This window comes from Corynebacterium sp. Marseille-Q2823 (assembly GCF_903645345.1).
Classification (GTDB): Bacteria; Actinomycetota; Actinomycetes; order Mycobacteriales; family Mycobacteriaceae; genus Corynebacterium; species Corynebacterium hiratae.
This window is the reverse complement of the sequence record NZ_CAHJXS010000012.1, coordinates 17054-34667: the sequence shown is the minus strand read 5'-3', so window position 1 is coordinate 34667 and position 17614 is coordinate 17054. Positions and strand designations below refer to the sequence as shown.

The 17614-nt window shown below is 61.7% G+C and carries 13 protein-coding genes and 2 pseudogenes; 9 read left to right on the top strand and 6 right to left on the bottom strand.

All coding sequences use genetic code 11. The features are described 5' to 3' along the window. Positions 1 to 20: 20 nt before the first annotated feature. Complete coding sequence (locus tag HWX44_RS12135; RefSeq protein ID WP_175974926.1) at positions 21 to 1721, bottom strand: FAD-binding dehydrogenase; 1701 nt, start codon at positions 1719 to 1721, stop codon at positions 21 to 23. 60 nt (positions 1722 to 1781) lie between these two features. Continuing rightward, positions 1782 to 3860 carry a phenylacetic acid degradation bifunctional protein PaaZ gene (gene paaZ / locus HWX44_RS12130; RefSeq protein WP_175974924.1) on the bottom strand — a complete coding sequence of 693 codons (2079 nt, stop codon included), beginning with the start codon at positions 3858 to 3860 and terminating at the stop codon, positions 1782 to 1784. 102 nt (positions 3861 to 3962) lie between these two features. Here paaZ and HWX44_RS12125 point away from each other — a divergent pair, with 102 nt between their 5' ends. From HWX44_RS12125 to HWX44_RS12085, 9 genes and pseudogenes are all read left to right on the top strand, one after another. Further along, complete coding sequence (locus tag HWX44_RS12125; RefSeq protein ID WP_070510093.1) at positions 3963 to 4373, top strand: PaaI family thioesterase; 411 nt, start codon at positions 3963 to 3965, stop codon at positions 4371 to 4373. A gap of 276 nt (positions 4374 to 4649) precedes the next feature. Further along, positions 4650 to 4745: a K(+)-transporting ATPase subunit F gene (gene kdpF, locus HWX44_RS12120; protein WP_039672809.1), complete on the top strand. Its 96-nt coding sequence runs from the start codon at positions 4650 to 4652 to the stop codon at positions 4743 to 4745. Then, a complete protein-coding gene (locus HWX44_RS12115; protein WP_254868244.1) occupies positions 4742 to 5116 on the top strand; it encodes a potassium-transporting ATPase subunit KdpA in 375 nt (124 codons plus the stop codon). The genes kdpF and HWX44_RS12115 overlap by 4 nt, the downstream gene beginning before the upstream one ends. A gap of 99 nt (positions 5117 to 5215) precedes the next feature. After that, entirely contained in the window at positions 5216 to 6529 is a 1314-nt protein-coding gene (locus HWX44_RS12110; protein WP_175974922.1) for an ISL3 family transposase, read from the top strand. A gap of 15 nt (positions 6530 to 6544) precedes the next feature. After that, positions 6545 to 7930, top strand: a pseudogene (kdpA, locus tag HWX44_RS12105) (potassium-transporting ATPase subunit KdpA); the annotation flags it as partial. Continuing rightward, positions 7927 to 9996, top strand: coding sequence for a potassium-transporting ATPase subunit KdpB (kdpB, locus tag HWX44_RS12100; RefSeq protein ID WP_070510099.1), 2070 nt, complete (start codon positions 7927 to 7929; stop codon positions 9994 to 9996). The pseudogene kdpA and the gene kdpB, both read left to right, overlap by 4 nt. Positions 9997 to 10025: 29 nt before the next feature. After that, the gene (locus tag HWX44_RS12095) at positions 10026 to 10577 is read left to right on the top strand and encodes a potassium-transporting ATPase subunit C (protein ID WP_175974920.1); all 552 of its coding nucleotides are present in this window, start codon (positions 10026 to 10028) and stop codon (positions 10575 to 10577) included. Between the two features lie 23 nt (positions 10578 to 10600). Next, a complete protein-coding gene (locus HWX44_RS12090; protein WP_175974918.1) occupies positions 10601 to 13198 on the top strand; it encodes an ATP-binding protein in 2598 nt (865 codons plus the stop codon). Next, positions 13195 to 13932, top strand: coding sequence for a response regulator (locus HWX44_RS12085; RefSeq protein ID WP_175974916.1), 738 nt, complete (start codon positions 13195 to 13197; stop codon positions 13930 to 13932). The genes HWX44_RS12090 and HWX44_RS12085 overlap by 4 nt, the downstream gene beginning before the upstream one ends. On the opposite strand, the gene HWX44_RS12080 is transcribed toward HWX44_RS12085, so the two are convergent. The 4 genes and pseudogenes from HWX44_RS12080 to HWX44_RS12065 all read right to left on the bottom strand — a co-directional run bounded on the left by HWX44_RS12080 (position 13920) and on the right by HWX44_RS12065 (position 17614). Further along, entirely contained in the window at positions 13920 to 14771 is an 852-nt protein-coding gene (locus HWX44_RS12080) for a 3-hydroxyacyl-CoA dehydrogenase family protein (protein ID WP_175974913.1), read from the bottom strand. The genes HWX44_RS12085 and HWX44_RS12080 overlap by 13 nt on opposite strands. A 28-nt stretch (positions 14772 to 14799) precedes the next feature. Beyond that, entirely contained in the window at positions 14800 to 15567 is a 768-nt protein-coding gene (locus HWX44_RS12075) for an enoyl-CoA hydratase/isomerase family protein (protein WP_175974911.1), read from the bottom strand. After that, positions 15568 to 16763, bottom strand: a pseudogene (locus HWX44_RS12070) (thiolase family protein). Positions 16764 to 16837: 74 nt separating this feature from the next. Further along, positions 16838 to 17614 carry an enoyl-CoA hydratase/isomerase family protein gene (locus HWX44_RS12065; protein WP_175974909.1) on the bottom strand — a complete coding sequence of 259 codons (777 nt, stop codon included), beginning with the start codon at positions 17612 to 17614 and terminating at the stop codon, positions 16838 to 16840.

Below are 17614 nucleotides of genomic sequence, written 5' to 3'. Positions count from 1 at the left end.
GACAGTATTAGAAAACCGTGCTATTCGCGCGCCAACGCTTCGCCCACGCGCTTGCCCGAGTGGATACAACCACCCAGGAAGGTGCCTTCTAGCGCATTCTTGCCGTGCATACCGCCGCCGCCAAAACCGGAGGCCTCGCCGCAGGCGTACAGCCCAGGAAGAACTGTGCCATCGGGGTTCAGGCACTGGCCATCCAAGTTGGTCTCTAGGCCGCCGAGTGTCTTGCGGGTGAGGAACTTCAGGCGCACCGCGATGAGCGGGCCTTTGGACTCATCGAGGATGCGGTGCGGGGGAGCCACGCGGATGAGTTTGTCGCCGAGGAAGCCGCGGGCCACACGAATGTAGTTGACCTGGGCATCTTTGCTGAAGGGGTTGTCCAGCTGGGAATCCCGATCCTCTAGGACTCTCCTAAGGTGGGCAACATCTATGGTAGGGGAGCCCTCCGGTGATATGCGGTTCATTCCGGCGACGAGATCCTCCAGGTTGTCTTCCACGACCCAGTCGATACCGTTTTCCATGAAAGCTTTGACTGCCACGTGCGTGCCAGGGCCTAGCTTGCCGGCGAGCTTCTTGAACTCCTTGTCCGTCAGGTCCGGGTTCTGCTCCGAGCCGGAGAAAATGAACTCCTTATCCACGATGGCCTGGTTGAGCACGAACCAGGAGTAACCGTGCCCGGTCTGTCCAATGTGGGCCAAGGCCGCCAGGTTATCGGTGCCGGGGAAGAGGTTGGTGGGCAGGCGGTTGCCTTCGGCGTCGAGCCACAGTGCCGACGGGCCGGGGATGATGCGGATGCCGTGGCCGGGCCAGATGGAATTCCAGTTGGTCATGCCTTCGGTGTAGGCCCACATGCGGTCGGTGTTGACCACGGAGGCACCGGCCTGCTGCGCGATGTCGATGCCGCGGCCGTCGACATGCGCTGGAACGCCCGTGACTAGTTCCTTCGGGCACTCGCCCCAGCGCTGCGTCGGCCACATGCGGCGGACCTTGTCCAGGTTGCCGCCGATGCCGCCGGTGGCGATGACCACGGCGGAGCCGCGCAGCTCGAAGTGCTTGACGACGTCCCTCGGGCTCGCCTCACCACGCGCCTGGCTGGTGGGGGAGAGGACGCTGCCGCGCACGCCGACGACCCGCGGATTGCCGGCGTCGTTGTTGTCGACGACGAGCTCGTCCACCCTGTGGCGGAAGTGGAATTCTACCTGGCCTTTTTCTTCTGCCTTGAGGAGCGGCTCACGGAAGACACGCACAACCTCTGGGCCCGTGCCCCAGGTGAGGTGGAAGCGCGGGACGGAATTGCCGTGGCCGGAGGCATCGCCGGAACCACGCTCGGCCCAGCCGATGGTGGGGAGGACGTTGAGGCCCAATGACTTGAGGTAGCCGCGCTTTTCATTGGCGGCGAAGCGCACATACTCGCGTCCCCATTTCTTGCCCCAGTAGTCGTGACGGTCCTCCTCGGTCACCGGGTCATAGTCTGCGGAGTTGGCCCAGTCGCGCCAGGCCAACTCTTCGGAGTCCTTGACCCGCATCATCTTCTGCTCGGGGGAGTCGACATAAAACAGCCCGCCGAGGGACCAGAAGGCCTGGCCGCCTAGGTTATTGCGGTTTTCTTGTTCCAGGAAGATGACGTGCTTGCCGCCCTTGAGGGCCTCATAGCCGGCGACCATGCCGGCGAGGCCGCTGCCGACGATGATGACGGAGCCAGTGACTGAGTTAGTTTCTTTCATGACAGTAATGATAAAAGAAACCAACCTTCGATGTGTGACTTGGCTCGCACAACGTCATCTTTATGCCGAGACTGTGCCCTCGGCATAGGTGGTGTTCACCTTCTCCACGAGGGTGAGGACATCGTAGGTCGCCACAATCTCATCCTCCTGGTTGTAGAGTACGGCGTCCCAGCAGACCTCGCCGTAGTCATCGGTCACGCGCGGGGTGATGCGCTTGGCGGTCAGCTCCACGCGGATGGAATCGTCATAGGTTACCGGTGTGATGAAGCGTAGGTTCTCCAGGCCGTAGTTAGCCAGGACCGGGCCCGGCGCAGGCTCCACGAAGAGGCCGGCTGCCCAGGAGACCAGCAGGTAGCCGTGTGCGACGCGGCGCGGGAAGAAGGGGTTAGCTGTTGCAGCCTCCTCGTCCGTGTGGGCGTAGAAGGTATCGCCGGTCTTCTCCGCGAACTCGAGGATTTCCTCGAGGGAGACGTGGCGCAGGTCGGAAGCGAATTGGTCACCAATCTGCAGCGTGGCCAGGTCCTTGCGGAAGGGGTGGGTGCCCTGGCCATTCTCCACGTCGGCGCGGGTCACGCGCTGCACGGCCGCGCCGCGGTGCCACTGGCCCGTGATGGCGGTGAGATGATCCGGGGTACCCTGGATAGCGGTGCGCTGCATGTAGTGCAGGATGCCGCGCACGCCACCCAGTTCTTCGCCGCCGCCGGCGCGGCCCGGGCCACCGTGGACGAGGTGCGGGAGGGGAGAGCCGTGGCCGGTCGAGGTCTTCGCGTCATCGCGGTCGAGGAAGTGCAGGCGGCCGTGGTGGGCGGCGATGCCCAGAGCATACTCGCGTGCCAGCTGCGGGTCATGCGTAATGACGGAAGCGACCAATGAGCCGGAGCCCAGGGCGGCGAGCTCGACAGCCTCGGCGGGGGAGTCGTAGCCCAGGAAGGAGACGACGGGGCCGAAGGCCTCGGTGTCGTGGACGGCCTGGGCACGGTTATCGGCAAAGCGCAGGATAGTGGGGTTAAAGAAGGCGCCCTCGGCCTCCTCTCCGCCGTAGGCAACCTCACCGCCGCCTGCCTTGAGCTTCTCGACGGCCTCCGCGACGTCCTGCTTCTGATCCGCGGAGACCAGCGGGCCCATGGTGGCGGAGGCATCACGCGGATCGCCCACGACGACCTTGTCGCGCAGGCGTGCGCTGAGGGCTTCGATGGTGGCGTCGACAAGCGCATGCGGGACGATGGCGCGGCGGATGGCTGTACACTTCTGGCCCGCCTTCGAGGTCATCTCGCCGAAGACCGCCTTGACGAAGGCATCGAATTCCGGGGAATCCGCGGTAACATCTGCGCCGAGGATGGCGGCATTGAGGGAGTCCGCCTCCGCGCTGAACTGGATGCCACCCTCGATGACGTTGCGGTGTGCGCGCAGGGTATTCGCGGTGTCGGCGGAGCCGGTGAAGGCCACGTGATCGCGGTAATCCAGGTGATCTAGCAGGTCGCGGGTGGAGCCGGAGATGAGCTGCAGGCTGCCCTCCGGAAGAATTCCGGAATCGATCATGAGGCGCACGCAGGCTGCGGTGATGTAGCCGGTGGGCGTAGCGGGCTTAACAATGGAAGGCACGCCCGCGATGAAAGCCGGGGCGAACTTTTCCAGCATGCCCCAGACGGGGAAGTTGAAGGCGTTGATCTGCACCGCGACGCCGGGGATGGAGGTGTAGATGTGGCGGCCAATGAAGGAGCCGTCCTTGGAAAAGACCTCCGCCTCACCATCCGGCATGACGGTGCAGTTGGGCATCTCGCGGCGGCCCTTCGAGGAGAAGGTGAACATGGTGGAAATGCCGCCGTCGATATCGACGAAATTATCGCGCTTGTTAGCGCCGGCCTTGTTGGCCAGTTCGTAGAGCTCTTCGCGGTGATCTTGGAGATAGATCGCCAGCTCCTTGAGCTTGAGGGCGCGCTCGTGGAAGGTGAGCTTCTGTAGCCCTTCGCGCCCGGTGCTGCGGGCGTAATCGATGGCGCCGGCGATGTCGAGGCCTTCGGCGCTAACTAGGGCGACGACATCCCCGGTGGAGGCGTCGTGCACGTCCGCAACGCGTGAAGGGTTGTCCGGGGTGAGCCACTGGCCGGAGAGATAGCTGGGGACGAGGGCTTCAGTCATAGCGAAAAGTTTGGCCTTTCCATTAGTTTCCGAACGGTTGGTCAGTAAATACAGGCTAGTATAGTCTGCGTCACATTTCTAGGATTAAGTAAGGAGCACGGCATGGCCGCAGAGGTATGGAAGATTCAGTTGGGTGAGCTGGACAAGAAGATGGGCGTAGAAATCCTGGAAGAGTCAGCCGAGCGGGTGGTGGCCACCATGCCGGTTGAGGGCAACACCCAATCCTTCGGGCTGCTTCACGGCGGCGCGATGGCCTGTATCGCTGAGGCCGTCGGCAGCTGGGCGGCGGTGATTCACGCCTCGACGCTGGGCAAGGTCGCTGTCGGCGTGGACATCAACGCGACGCACCACGCCTCCGGGCGCTCGGGTCAGGTCACGGCGACGGCCACCGCTATCAAGCTGGGTAAGACGCTGTGCTCCCACGAGATCGTCATTACAGATGACGAGGGGAGGAGACTGTGCACGGCGCGTATCACGAATGCGTTGATTTCCCCTAAAGCGGAAGGGAAGTAAGGGAGTCCGTAAATAAAGCGTAAAAATCGGGGTCAAGGGGTGTAAAGATGCCGCAAATAACCCGTAGGTCTAGGGGGGAGCGGGCCTAACGTCAATGCTCGGCAGGTGCTCACCAGCACCGGCGCTCGATGCTCTGGGGCACCGGGCACACCTTGTATTGCTTTCACCCAAGGGGGTCTCTCCCACATGTTGGACATTCTGGTCATCGTGATCGTGGTCCTTACATTTAGCGCTCCCTCCGCCATCAACGAGTTTATGGACGGAGACGCGTAAATCATGAACACCATCACAGCGGTTATCGGGCTCATTATTGTTGTCGCGCTCGTGGCCTATCTCATCATTTCTCTTATTGACCCGGAGCGTTTCGCATGATCGCCAGCATTGTGGCGGTAGCACCGCAGTACCTCGCCCTCTTTGCCCTTCTAGCGGCGGCTTATGTGCCGCTTGGTAACTGGATGGCTCGTACCTATACCTCTGAAAAAGACTGGGCTGTCGAGCGCCTCATATACAGAATTTTGCGGGTTGACCCCAACCGGGGCCATAACGCCAAGAACTACACTCGTGCGCTGCTGGGCTTCAGCCTGGCCTCCGTCTTGGTTCTTTACGCAGTGCAGCGGCTCCAAGCAGTGCTGCCAAGCTTTGGCAACGCCCGCGAAGACGCAGTGGAGCCGTGGATGGCCTTCAACACTGCGGCCTCCTTTACTGGCTCTTCCGGTTTTGGAGTGCGTAGCGGGGTGAAGTAGAACACGATGGGTTCAGCGGGTCACCACAACATATAGGGGTCCCTGGTGTGAAGATGAAAGTTCCTACACAACCATCTAAACCCACCAGGGACCCGTACTGTGAAGCCTACTGGAAACCTCGTTGCCGACACCATTTGCCGTACCGCGGAAATCGGACTTGCCATCACCGGTGCTGCCGATGCCGGACCGCTGACCATCATTGAGGCCACGCCCGTAGCCGTTATCGGCGTGTGCCCGGACTGCGGACAGCCAGGCAAGCTGCGCGACCACACCACCCGTCGACTCGTTGATCTTCCTGTCGTCGGATTCCCCACCAGGCTGCACATAAAAGTCCCTAGATTCCAGTGCACAGCCACCTCATGTAAAAGGAAGATCTTCCAAGAATCTCTGGCTTGCGCTGATGACGGCGCCAAGCTCACCCACCGGGTCACCCGCTGGATCTTGCAGCGCCTTGCTATTGATCGGATGAGTGTGTCAGCTACCGCCAAAGCACTCGGCGTGGGCTGGGACCTGGTCAACCAGGTCGCACTGGATGCCTGCCGCCAGCTTGTCTACGGCGACCCTCACCACCTAGACGGAGTTCGCGTCCTTGGAGTCGATGAACATGTCTGGAAACACACCAGAAAACCAGGCCAGGCATCAAACCTGGTGACCATACTGGTTGACCTCACCCCGCTGGTGGACGGGCGTGGGCCTGCACGTTTGTTAGGCATGCGACCAGGCAGGCCCGGCGTCGTGCTCAGCGGGTGGCTTAAAGAGCGCGACCCCAGCTTCCGGGAGCAGATACAGGTGGTGACCATGGATGGGTTCACCGGATATGCCACCGCAGTCGAAGAGCAACTACCACAAGCAGACAAAGTCATGGACCCTTTCCATGTAGTGCATCTAGCAGCCGACAAGCTCACCAGTTGCCGACAGCGACTCCAACGTGAGACCACCGGGCGCCCCGGCCGCCAAGAGCACCCACTGTACAAGCACCGGCGCACCCTGTTGACCAGGACGAACTATCTCACCGAGCGGCAAAAGCAACGCTTAGAAATGCTGTGGGCCACCGATGACGACTACGTAGCCCTAGAAGTAACGTGGCTGCTCTACCAAGACATGATCGCAGCGTACGCGCATCCGAAGAAAACGGAAGGCAAAAAGCTCATGAAACGCATCATCCACACCCTACGTAAAGGATTACCACAAGGCCTAGAAGAGCTCGCCCAACTAGGACGCACCCTGTGGCGTCGACGCAAAGATGTGCTCGCCTACTTCGATATCGGTGCCTCCAACGGCCCCGTCGAGGCAATCAACGGCAGACTCGAACACCTACGCGGCATCGCCCTAGGATTCAAAAACCTCAACCACTACATCTTGCGGAGCCTGATCCACTCCGGACAACTACAGGACAAAATCAACGCACTCTAAAACCGGAAGGGCCCCTTTACTTCCAACACCAACTGGCAGTCCTATTCCGGCGAAGACACCCTGACCAATGCTTCGCAGATGCTGGGCCTGACCGTACAAAACTTTGCCTCGGCTGCTGTGGGCATGTGCGTGGCTGTTGCGTTGATCCGTGGCATCGGCCACCTGGGTTACCAGCGCGACGTGGCGGCAACGCAGGATGGTCAGAAGCTCATAGGTAACTTCTGGGTGGACCTCACCCGTGGTCTGGTTCGCATCCTGCTTCCCCTGTCACTCATTATCTCCACCGTGCTCATCCTTGGCGGAACCATGCAAACCTTTGGATCCAACCTGGTCACTGACTCTGGCGTGGATATCTCCCGTGCTCCTGTGGCCAGCCAAGAAGCTATTAAGCTGCTGGGCACCAACGGTGGTGGCATCTTCGGAGCTAACTCGGCGCACCCGTTTGAGAATCCAACGGGCTTTACCAACCTGGTGGAGATCTTCTCCCTGCTCGTCATCTCTTTCTGCATGATTCGCACGTACGGCGTGATGCTTAAATCGCAGAAGCACGCGTGGACGCTGCTCGGCGTTGCCGGTGGTCTGTGGACCGTGATGGTTGTCCTAGTGACCTGGGCACAGCACACCCTCGTCGGTGGTGCTTCCCAGTTGGCAGGCGCCAACATGGAAGGTATCGAACAGCGCCTTGGCATTGACGCTTCGGCATTGTTCGCCGTGTCCACCACGGGTACCTCGACGGGTGCGGTGGACTCCATGCACGATAGCTATTCCCCGCTGGGCGGCGGCTTGCTCATCCTCAACATGCTGCTGGGTGAGATCGCTCCAGGCGGTGTGGGCACTGGCCTCTATGGCCTCTTGATTGTGGCCATCCTAGCAGTGTTCATCGGTGGTCTCCTGGTAGGCCGCACACCGGAGTTTATGGGCAACAAGATTGGACGCAAGGAAATTTCGGCAGTCAGCCTCTACATCCTCACCATGCCGGTTCTAGTCCTCGTGGGCGTCGGAGCCTCCGTGGCGCAGCGCAAGCTTGTCGAGCTATCTGCAACCAACTTCGGCGCGCCGGGCACAGCGGACAATGCGCACGGCCTCTCTGAAGTGCTTTACGCGTTTACCTCCGCGGCCAACAACAATGGCTCGGCTTTTGCAGGTCTCACGGTGACTGAGCCCTGGTGGCAGATCACGTTGGGCTTGGCCATGCTGTTGGGCCGCTTCTTGCCCATCGTCTTCGCCCTATACCTAGCCGGAAGCCTGGCAGGGCAGAAGCGCCAGGCCACCACTACCGGCAGCTTGCCCACGTCCGGCATCACCTTCTCCCTGTTGACCATCGGCGTCATCCTGCTGGTCGCAGCACTCACCTTCTTCCCCGTCCTCACCCTGGGTCCCATTTCGGAGGCACTATCATGACAACCCCTACCATGACCGCTGAGCAGGTCAAGGCTCCTCGCACAAAGACTGCGGACAAAAACAGCGGTCTTGCCGCTGCGGCGCTGAAGGCGCTGCCGAGCAAAATGTCCCCGCTTGCCCAAGCACGCAACCCCGTGATGTTCGTCGTGTGGGTCGGCGCCGCACTGACTACGGTGTGGTCCATCATCAACCCCAGCTTCTATGGATGGGTCGTGACTATATGGCTGTGGTTCACTATCGCCTTCGCGGCCTTTGCGGAGGCTTATGCCGAAGGCCGCGGAAAGGCCCAGGCCGACAGCCTGCGCTCTGTGCGTGATGATGCCACTGCCAACCTAATAACGGACTCCGGCATTGAGGTGGTCCCTGCGTCTGAGCTCACGAGAGGCTCTATCGTGCGAGTGGAAGCCGGGGAGACCATCCCGGGTGACGGTGACGTCATCGAAGGTGCCGCTACCGTCGACGAGTCTGCTATCACGGGTGAATCGGCTCCCGTCGTCCGCGAGGCCGGCGGTGACCGCTGCGCCGTGACTGGCGGCACCGTGGTGCTCTCTGACTCCATCAAGGTCAAGATCACCTCTGAACCGGGTTCCACTTTTGTGGACACGATGATTGCTCTGGTGGAAGGAGCCGAGCGCCGCAAGACTCCGAATGAGATTGCGCTGAGCATCCTTCTTTCCACGCTGACTATCCTCTTCCTCATCGCCGTGACGGCTTTGGCTCCCATGGGTTTGTTCACCGGCGCTGAGTTGTCCCCGCTGTCCCTCGTCGCGCTGCTGGTATGCCTCATCCCGACGACCATCGCCGCACTGTTATCCGCCGTGGGTATCGCCGGCATGAACCGCCTCGTTCGCCACAACGTTCTGGCCACTTCCGGCCGTGCGGTGGAAGCAGCCGGTGACGTCGCCACGCTTCTTATGGATAAGACCGGCACCATCACGTACGGCAACCGCCAGGCCACGGGCCTGATCGTGGCTTCGGGTGTGAACGAACGTGAAGCTGCAGAGATTGCACGCATTTCTTCCCTGGCGGATGAAACCCCGGAGGGCCGCTCCATCGTCTCCTGGTTGACGGAGAACTACTCTCTGTCTAGCGAGGGCGACGCGGAAGCTCGGAAGGCTGAAGTCATCCCGTTCAGCGCTTCTACCAGGATGTCTGGTCTCGACCTGGCTAACAGAAAGCTGCGCAAGGGCGCGGGCGACGCCGTGCGAAAGTGGGTAACTGAGGCAGGCGGCGCGTGGCCGCAAGAGATCGAGGATTCAGTAACCCAGATTGCGCAAGACGGCGGTACCCCGCTGCCAGTTGCCGTGGAAGAATCCGATGGCAGCCGCAAGGTGATCGCGGTGGTGCAGCTGAGTGACGTCGTCAAGCCCGGCATGGCCGAGCGTTTCGCCGAGCTGCGCCAGATGGGTATCAAAACCATCATGGTCACCGGCGACAACCCGCTGACCGCCGCGGCCATTGCTAAGGAAGCCGGTGTCGATGACTACATCGCCGAGGCCACCCCGGAAGATAAGCTCGCCCGCATCCGCGAAGAGCAGGCGCAAGGCCGCATGGTGGCCATGACCGGTGACGGCACCAACGACGCCCCGGCCCTGGCGCAGGCGGATGTGGGAGTAGCCATGAACACTGGTACCTCCGCGGCGAAGGAAGCCGCCAACATGGTGGACCTGGACTCTGATCCGACGAAGCTTATCGACGTCGTTCGCATTGGTAAGCAGCTGCTGATCACCCGTGGTGCGTTGACCACCTTCTCCTTGGCCAACGACTTGGCAAAGTACTTCGCCATCCTGCCGGCGCTCTTCTCCGCGCAGTTGCCGCACTTGGAACGCCTCAACATCATGCACCTGCATTCGCCTGAGTCCGCCATCGTGTCTGCGGTGATCTTTAACGCGCTCATCATCGTCGCGCTCATCCCCTTGGCGCTCAAGGGCGTGTCGTATAAGCCAGCCTCCGCGTCCTCCCTTCTGCGCCGGAACCTCGGTATTTGGGGATTAGGCGGCGTTATTACCCCGTTCATTGGCATCTGGCTCATTGACCAGGTCGTCTCCCTCCTCCCAGGCCTCTAAAGAGAACCTGCAAAGAAAAAGGAAGAACAATGCGTGTTTATCTGCGTAACCTCATTGCCGGTTTTGTCGCCGTGCTGCTCTGCGTCGTAGCACTCGGCATGGTCTATCCGGCGGCTGTGTGGGCCATTTCCCGCATCACACCGCAGTCCGCCGACGGCAATCTCATCTACCAAGGAGAGTGCCTCGTGGGCTCTACCCAAATCCAAGACGGGGTGAGCGAGGGCCCCTACTTCTTCCCTCGCGCCGAGGGAATGAGTAACTACGGTACGAGCAGCACGGAGCTGGAGAAAAACATCCAGGAACGCCGCGCCGCTATTGCCCAGCGGGAAGGCGTAAGCGAAGACCGTGTGCCTGCCGACGCCGTCACGGGCTCCGGCTCTGGCGTGGATTCCGGCATCAGCCCCGAGTACGCCAAGCTGCAAGCTCCGCGTGTGGCTCGGGAGCAGGGCATCAGCATGGAAGAGATGGAAAAGCTCATCGCCGAGAACACGGAGCATGCCAGCCTCGGTTTTCTAGGCGAAGACACGGTCAATGTGACAACTCTCAATATGTCGTTGCCCACGCCTACTCCCTGCTCATAAAGATCAGCTCATAAGATGAAGCAATGTTGACCGAAGCAACTGCGCCGTCCTCGCGCACCAAACGCGGCACCTTGAAGATTTTGTTGGGCGCCGCTCCCGGCGCGGGCAAAACCTGCGCCATGCTTAGTGAGGCGCACACGCTGATTAACCAAGGCCGTGACGTTGTCGTCGGCATTGTGGAAGACCACGGTCGCGCATATACGAAAGCCTTGTGCGAGGGTTTGGAGATCATTCCGCGGCGCACCGTTGACGGTCTGTCCGCCGGGGAGCTGGATACCGCCGCAGTCATCGAGCGCAAGCCTGACATAGTCCTCGTCGATGAGTTTGCCCACTCCAATCCTCGCGACGAAGAGCACGAGAAGCGGTGGGAAGACATCGAAGAGATTCTGGCTGCCGGAATTGACGTCATCTCGACTCTCAATATCCAGCATCTGGAAAGCCTCAACGATGTAGTCAAGCAGATCACGGGCATCGCACCGCAGGAAACCGTGCCGGATGAGGTAGTGCGTGCTGCGAATGAAATCGAGCTGGTCGACGTCTCCCCGCAGCTTCTGCGCACCCGGCTTAGCGACGGACACGTGTACCGCGAAGCACGCATCGAACCTGCACTCAACAATTACTTCCGCGTGGGAAACCTCACCGCGTTGCGCGAGTTGGCACTGCTCTGGCTGGCAGATCAGGTTGATGAAGCACTCATTACGTATCGCTCGGATCAAAAAATCACCGCTACGTGGGAAGCACGTGAGCGGGTCGTTGTGGCCATCCAAAACGTTGCCCATGCTGAGACCCTGATCCGGCGCGGGCGGCGCATCGCGACGAAATCTTCGGCGGAACTGCATGTGGTCCACGTCGTTTTTGGTGATTCCTTCACGTCGCGTTCCTCTTCGGTGGCGGGATCGGCGCAACAACTTGCCCGGCTGCAGACCCTGGCCCACGATGTGGGTGCGCGGCTGCACCAGGTTACTGGGGACTCCGTGCCGGAAGCTCTGCTCAACTTTGCGCGAAGCGTCAACGCTACCCAGCTTGTTGTCGGGGTGTCGCCGCGGCGGCGTTTCGGCGTGCACTGGCACAGCACGGTAGCAGAGACAGTACTGCGCGAATCCGGCTCGATTGACTGCCACCTTGTCAATCTTCCCCCGGAAAAGCCGTTTCCGCTCACACGTATGCTGCATCCTTTCCGGCCCTTCCCGCAGCGTGCAATCGCGTGGCTTAGTTCAGCGTTGGCCTTCGTCGGACTCACTGCGTTGTTAGTGCAGGCTGACGGCCAGGACTTGGGAACAGGTACCTGTTCTGCGTTCTACTTTGCACTCATTCTGCTTGTCAGTTTGGTGGGTGGCCTGTGGCCGGCCGTGGTGGTGGCGGTGGCTTCCGGTTTGGCGGTCAATTGGTTTTTCACCGAGCCAATCCATACCTTCGACATCGCCGATCCCGCTAACGCTGTCATCGCCGTGGTCATGGTGGCTATCGCTCTGGCAGTCGGCATTCTTGTGCGCCGCGCCAAGATTGAGCGGGCGAATGCAGCTGTGGCTGCGCGTGATGCTGAGCTGCTTACGGTGTTTTCCCGTGCCGCGTTGAATCGCCGTGCAGATTCTTCCCCGAAAGATGCCGTGATGCGCAAGGTGGGGGAGGCATTCAATTGTCGTCGAGCGGAGCTGCTGGATGACAACGGTGACGTCCTTGCCACCTGGCGCGCAGTTAGCCCCGAGCGCACTTCGAAGCACCTTCATATTCCCGAGAAAGTGCGCCATGAACAGACAGTGGACACCGTTGTGGCGAGCGAAGATGGGACGGTTCAGCTTCGTCTTGCGGGCCCGACTCTGTCTGCCCGGGATCGTGGCCTTGTCACCGTGGTCGCGGGCTACCTCGCGGGTATTGTTCGCCGCGAAAAGCTTTCTGCTGAGGCCGCGCGCGCTGATGCGATAGCCGCTGCAGACGAGCTGCGGCGAGCGCTGCTGTCGAGTGTGAGCCACGATTTGCGTACTCCGTTGGCAACGGCCAAGTTGGCGGTGTCGTCATTGCGTAATGCCGACATTGAATTCACTCCCGAGGACCAAGATATGCTTTTGGCAGAAACTGCGGCGAGCATCGAGGAACTCACCGGGTTGGTCACCAATTTGTTGGATTACTCCCGGCTCACAGCTGGCGCCATAACCGCCCGCCGAGACATCGTCGACGTAGCCGAAGTGGCTAATCGCGCCATTGCTTCCTGTGCCTTCGGGCATTCCCCGGAGCAAATTGGGCGCATCCATCTGGACCCTAGTGTGCGTGGAGTTACGTGCTGCGCGGATGCAGCCCTCATGGAGCGTGTCTTGGCCAATCTCTTTGATAACGCCCTGCGTTATGCGCCGACTGGCCAGGTGACGATGAGTGCTCAGACTATCGCCGAACAGGTGGAACTGATTGTCGGCGATGAAGGACCGGGTATCCCGCCGGAGAAACAGAAGGAACTGTTCCAGGCATTTCAGCGTTTGGGTGATACCAGCAACGACAACGGAGTGGGCCTTGGCCTTTCTGTTGTTCAAGGCTTTGTGGAGGCCATGGGCGGTAGCATCGAGGTAGCTGCCACCCCGGGCGCAACCTTTGTTTTGCGGTTTCCCGTCGCGGGAGGAGAACAAAAATGACGACGAAGAAAACTAGCATCGCCATCGTGGACGATGACCCGCGTCTGCTCAACACACTGAGCATTAATTTCAAGGCTCGGGGCTACGAGGTTCACCCAGCACGTACAGGTGCTAAGGGACTGCAGGTGGTGTCACAGCAGCAGCCAGACGTAGTCATCTTGGACATGGGGTTGCCGGATATGGACGGAACCGTCGTGTTGGAAGGAATCCGCGGATGGTCTGCAGTACCGGTGATCATCTTGACGGCACGTTCTGATCCGCTGTTCAGCGCCGCAGCTCTCGACCGCGGCGCGGACGACTACGTCACCAAGCCCTTCTCTATGGAGGAGCTTCTGGCCCGCGTGCGCGTGGCGCTAAGACATGGTAGCCCACAGAGTCCAGTGAGGCGCACTGAGGCCGCTGTGGTACGCGCCGGGGACGTTCTGATCGACGTTCCGCGCCATTCCATCACTAAAGACGGTGAGCCGTTGCACCTGACCCCCACCGAGTGGGGCGTGCTCACCACGTTGCTTCGCGCCCACGGCGGCTTGGTACGCAAAGAGGATCTGCTTTCTGAAATCTGGGGTCCAGGCTTTGAGGGGCAGGGGCACTACCTGCGTATTTACACCTCCCAGTTGCGCCGCAAGCTAGAGGATGACCCAGCTAATCCCGCCTTCCTCCTCACGGAGCCCGGCTTGGGGTACCGCTTCGTGGTGCCCGAGCCGGGTGTGGGAGGGAGTGGCTACTCGGAGTAGTCGTAGAAGCCCTTGCCGGACTTGCGGCCCAGCTCGCCGCGGGCGACCATGTCGCGCATGAGCTGCGGCGGGCTAAAGCGCTCACCCAGCTGGGATTCGAGGTATTCGGCGATGCCGAGGCGCACATCCAGGCCCACGATATCGGTCAGCTCCAGCGGGCCGATGGGGAACTTGTAGCCCAGCACCATGGCGTTGTCGATATCGCGCGGGGAGGCCACGCCTTCCTCGACCATGCGGATGGCCTCAAGCGCGATGGCCACGCCGAGGCGGGAGGACGCGAAGCCGGGGGCATCCTTGACCACCACCGCGGTCTTACCCAGGCCCTCGACCCAGCCCTTGGCTGTCTCCACAAGTGCTTCCGGGGTGGACTCGGCAACAACCACTTCTACCAGCTTGGAGGCCGGAACCGGGTTGAAGAAGTGCAGGCCAATGACGTCGTTGGGGATGCTCTCTGCCAGCTGGGATACCGACAGTGAGGAGGTATTGGTGGCGACGACGGCTTGCGGGGCGGCTTCGGCGATATCCTTAAAGGCGGCCACCTTGAGATCCATCGACTCCGGAACTGCCTCAACCACGAGGTCAAAGCCGGCAAAGGCGGAGGCGGCGGTGGACAAGCTGAGACGCTCATCCCAGGATTCGAAGGTGCCTTCCGCCCCGCGGTCGAGGGAGCCGCGGATGGCCTTGTGCACGCGCTCGCGGGCGGCGGCCACGGCGTCATCGTTGATATCCACCACGGTCACGGACGCGCCGGCGGCCAGGAAGGCGTGAGCAATGCCGGCGCCCATGCGGCCGCCGCCGAGCACGCCGACCTTGGCGGGAACCTGCAGTACTGAGGACATGAGTTGACTCTCCTTGTGAGTGGAAGGTTTATTTCTTGCGGTCCAGGAAGGCCTGCATCCGCTCAAACTTGGCGGGGGACTCAAAGAGCACGGCCTGGGCGATGTTATCCACCGCCGGGTGCGCTGCATCTGGCATGGCGATGAGCTGCTTGGTCAAGCGCACGGCGAGCGGGTCCTGCTGGGCTATGCGCCCGGCTAGTTCCAGGGCGCCGTCGACCAGCGCATCCGGCTCGTGCAGCTCGCTGACCAGATGGTTGGCCAGTGCTTCCTCGCCGTTGAGGATGCGCCCGGCCAGCAGAATCTCTTTCGCTAGCGGGGTGCCCACGCACTCCTTGAGGCGCCAGGTGGCACCCGCGGCGGCAGCGATACCCAGGCCGGCTTCGGGCTGCCCAAACTTGGCAAAAGGAGTGGACACACGGAAGTCCGCGGCCAAGGCCAGCTCCAGACCGCCACCGAGGGCGTAGCCATCCACCGCTGCGATGACGGGGGAGGGCAGTGAGGCGATGCGGTGGAAGATGCCGGAGTTGATGCCGCGGAGGGCATCCTCGCGGCGGCGCTCCCGAAGCTGCGCGATGTCCGCCCCGGAGGCGAAGATCCCGCGGGGACCCTTCGGGGTATCCACCGTGCAGCCGGTGATGATGAGGATGCGAGGATCGGACTCGAGCTGCGCGCAGAGCTCGTGGAACTCCGCCACCATCTGCTCATCGATGGCGTTGCGGACGGCGGGGCGGTTGAGCTTGGCGACGACTATCTCGTCCTTCTCACCGCGCGTTGAAATCTCGATGGCAGTAGTCATTTACACCCTCTCAATCGCAATTGCGGTGCCCTGGCCCACGCCCACGCACATGGTGGCGATGCCGCGGCTCAGCCCGTCTGTTTCCAGACGGTTGAGCAGGGTCAAGGTAATGCGGGAACCGGAGGACCCAGCGGGTGGCCCAGCGCGATGGCGCCGCCCCAGGCGTTGACCTTGTCCTCATCCAAGCCTAGCTCGCGGATGCAGGCGATGGACTGTGATGCGAAAGCTTCGTTGAGCTCGACGGCATCCACGCTGTCCAGCTCCCAGCCGGCGCGCTCGAGCACGTCGCGGGTTGCCGGGATGGGGCCCGTGCCCATGATTTCCGGGCGCACACCGCGCGCGGAGTTGGCCACCACGCGGGCGCGGGCGGTCAGGTTGTGCTTTTCAAGTGCCTCGTCGGAGGCGACAATGACGCAGGAGGCACCGTCGTTCAGCGAGGAGGCGTTACCCGCCGTGGTGACGTCACCCAGTGAGGTCACCGGGCGCAGCTTGGCCAAGACCTCCATCGTGGTGCCCGGGCGGGGGCCCTCATCGGTATCGACGACGGTGACGTTGCCCTTGCGGTCGGTGACCTCGATGGGCACGATTTCCCTGGCGAACTTTCCGGCCTCAATCGCGGCGAGCGCGCGCTCCTGGGAACGCACGGCGAAGGCGTCGGCTTCCTCGCGGCTAATGCCGAAGACGTTGGCCACCTCTTCGGCGGTTTCCGGCATGGAGTAGGTCATCTTCTCCTGCTCCGCGAACTTTGGGTTGGCAAAACGCCAGCCAATGGAGGTATCAAAAACCTGGCCTGGCTTGGCAAAAGGCTTGCTAGGCTTCTCCATGACCCAGGGAGCGCGGGACATGGATTCGACGCCGCCGGCGACGACGATATCCGCCTGACCGGATTCCACGAGGGCAGTGGCCAGGGCAATCGAGGACATACCTGACGCGCACAGGCGGTTGACCGTAATGCCCGGAACGGTGTCCGGGAACCCGGCGAGCAGCCAGGACATGCGGGCAACGTTGCGGTTCTCCTCGCCGGCGCCGTTGGCGTTGCCGATGATGACTTCATCCACTGCGGAGGGGTCGAGGCCAGCCTCCTCTACCGTCTTCTTGATAGCGGTGGCCATGAGGTCATCTGGGCGAACCGAGGACAGTGCGCCGCCGTAGCGGCCCACGGGGGTGCGGAATCCGGAAACGAGGTAAGCGGTCATGTTTTTCCTTAACTAATTCGTGTGTACTGCGCTGTGTGAACTGCGCGGTATGCGTTCTAGAAGGTCTGGAGGTTTTAGCGTCCGCGGAAGACCGGCGGGCGCTTCTCATTGAAAGCGGCGAAGCCTTCGTAGTAGTCCTCGGTATCGCAGAGTTTTCCTTGGGCGATGTTCTCGGCATCGACGCTGGCCCACAAACCGGTGCCGTTGTCACGGATGTCCTGGACCAGGGTGCGGCTGGTGAGAAAAGCTTGGGTGGCGCCGCGGGCTGCGCGCTGGGCGACGCCCCGGGTAAACTCCAGCAGCTCCTCTGCCGGGACTGCACGGGAGAAGAGGCCAGCGCGCACCGCTTCCGCACCGGAGATGAGTTCGCCGGTGATGATGAGGTCCATCGCGCGGTGTGTGCCGAGGCGTTCGACGAAGAGGGAGTGCCCTCCCGAATCGAGAGTGGCGCCTAGGTTGGCGAATGGGGAACCGAACTTGGCATCTTCGGCAACGTAGACGACGTCGCAGGCCAAGGCGAGGCCGAGGCCCACGCCGAGGCAGGGGCCGTGCACGGCGGCGAAGGTGGGGGCAGGGAAGTTATCAATCTTTGTGAGCACGGGGGTGACAACGTCCGCGAGGTAGGCGGTGGCGTCGTCTTCGCGCGGGTTGAGCCCCTTGATGTTGCGGCCGGCGCAAAAGCCCTTGCCTTCACCGCGCAAGATGAGTGCGCGGGGGCTAAGCTGCGCGGCCTCATCGAGGCAGCGGGAGAGCTCGGCGAGGTCTTCTTCCGCGAGGGAATTGATGGCCTTTGGGTTGTTGAGTACGAGCTCAACGACCCCGGCTTCGGCGTCGTGGTGCAGGTCGATCAT

Coding starts and splice junctions, on each gene's coding strand:
- HWX44_RS12065 (WP_175974909.1), bottom strand. CDS start 17,614: ATGATCGACCTGCACCACGACGCCGAAGCCGGGGTCGTTGAGCTCGTA.
- paaZ (WP_175974924.1), bottom strand. CDS start 3,860: ATGACTGAAGCCCTCGTCCCCAGCTATCTCTCCGGCCAGTGGCTCACC.
- HWX44_RS12090 (WP_175974918.1), top strand. CDS start 10,601: ATGTTGACCGAAGCAACTGCGCCGTCCTCGCGCACCAAACGCGGCACC.
- HWX44_RS12095 (WP_175974920.1), top strand. CDS start 10,026: ATGCGTGTTTATCTGCGTAACCTCATTGCCGGTTTTGTCGCCGTGCTG.
- HWX44_RS12080 (WP_175974913.1), bottom strand. CDS start 14,771: ATGTCCTCAGTACTGCAGGTTCCCGCCAAGGTCGGCGTGCTCGGCGGC.
- HWX44_RS12115 (WP_254868244.1), top strand. CDS start 4,742: ATGATCGCCAGCATTGTGGCGGTAGCACCGCAGTACCTCGCCCTCTTT.
- HWX44_RS12125 (WP_070510093.1), top strand. CDS start 3,963: ATGGCCGCAGAGGTATGGAAGATTCAGTTGGGTGAGCTGGACAAGAAG.
- HWX44_RS12085 (WP_175974916.1), top strand. CDS start 13,195: ATGACGACGAAGAAAACTAGCATCGCCATCGTGGACGATGACCCGCGT.
- HWX44_RS12075 (WP_175974911.1), bottom strand. CDS start 15,567: ATGACTACTGCCATCGAGATTTCAACGCGCGGTGAGAAGGACGAGATA.
- kdpF (WP_039672809.1), top strand. CDS start 4,650: ATGAACACCATCACAGCGGTTATCGGGCTCATTATTGTTGTCGCGCTC.
- HWX44_RS12135 (WP_175974926.1), bottom strand. CDS start 1,721: ATGAAAGAAACTAACTCAGTCACTGGCTCCGTCATCATCGTCGGCAGC.
- kdpB (WP_070510099.1), top strand. CDS start 7,927: ATGACAACCCCTACCATGACCGCTGAGCAGGTCAAGGCTCCTCGCACA.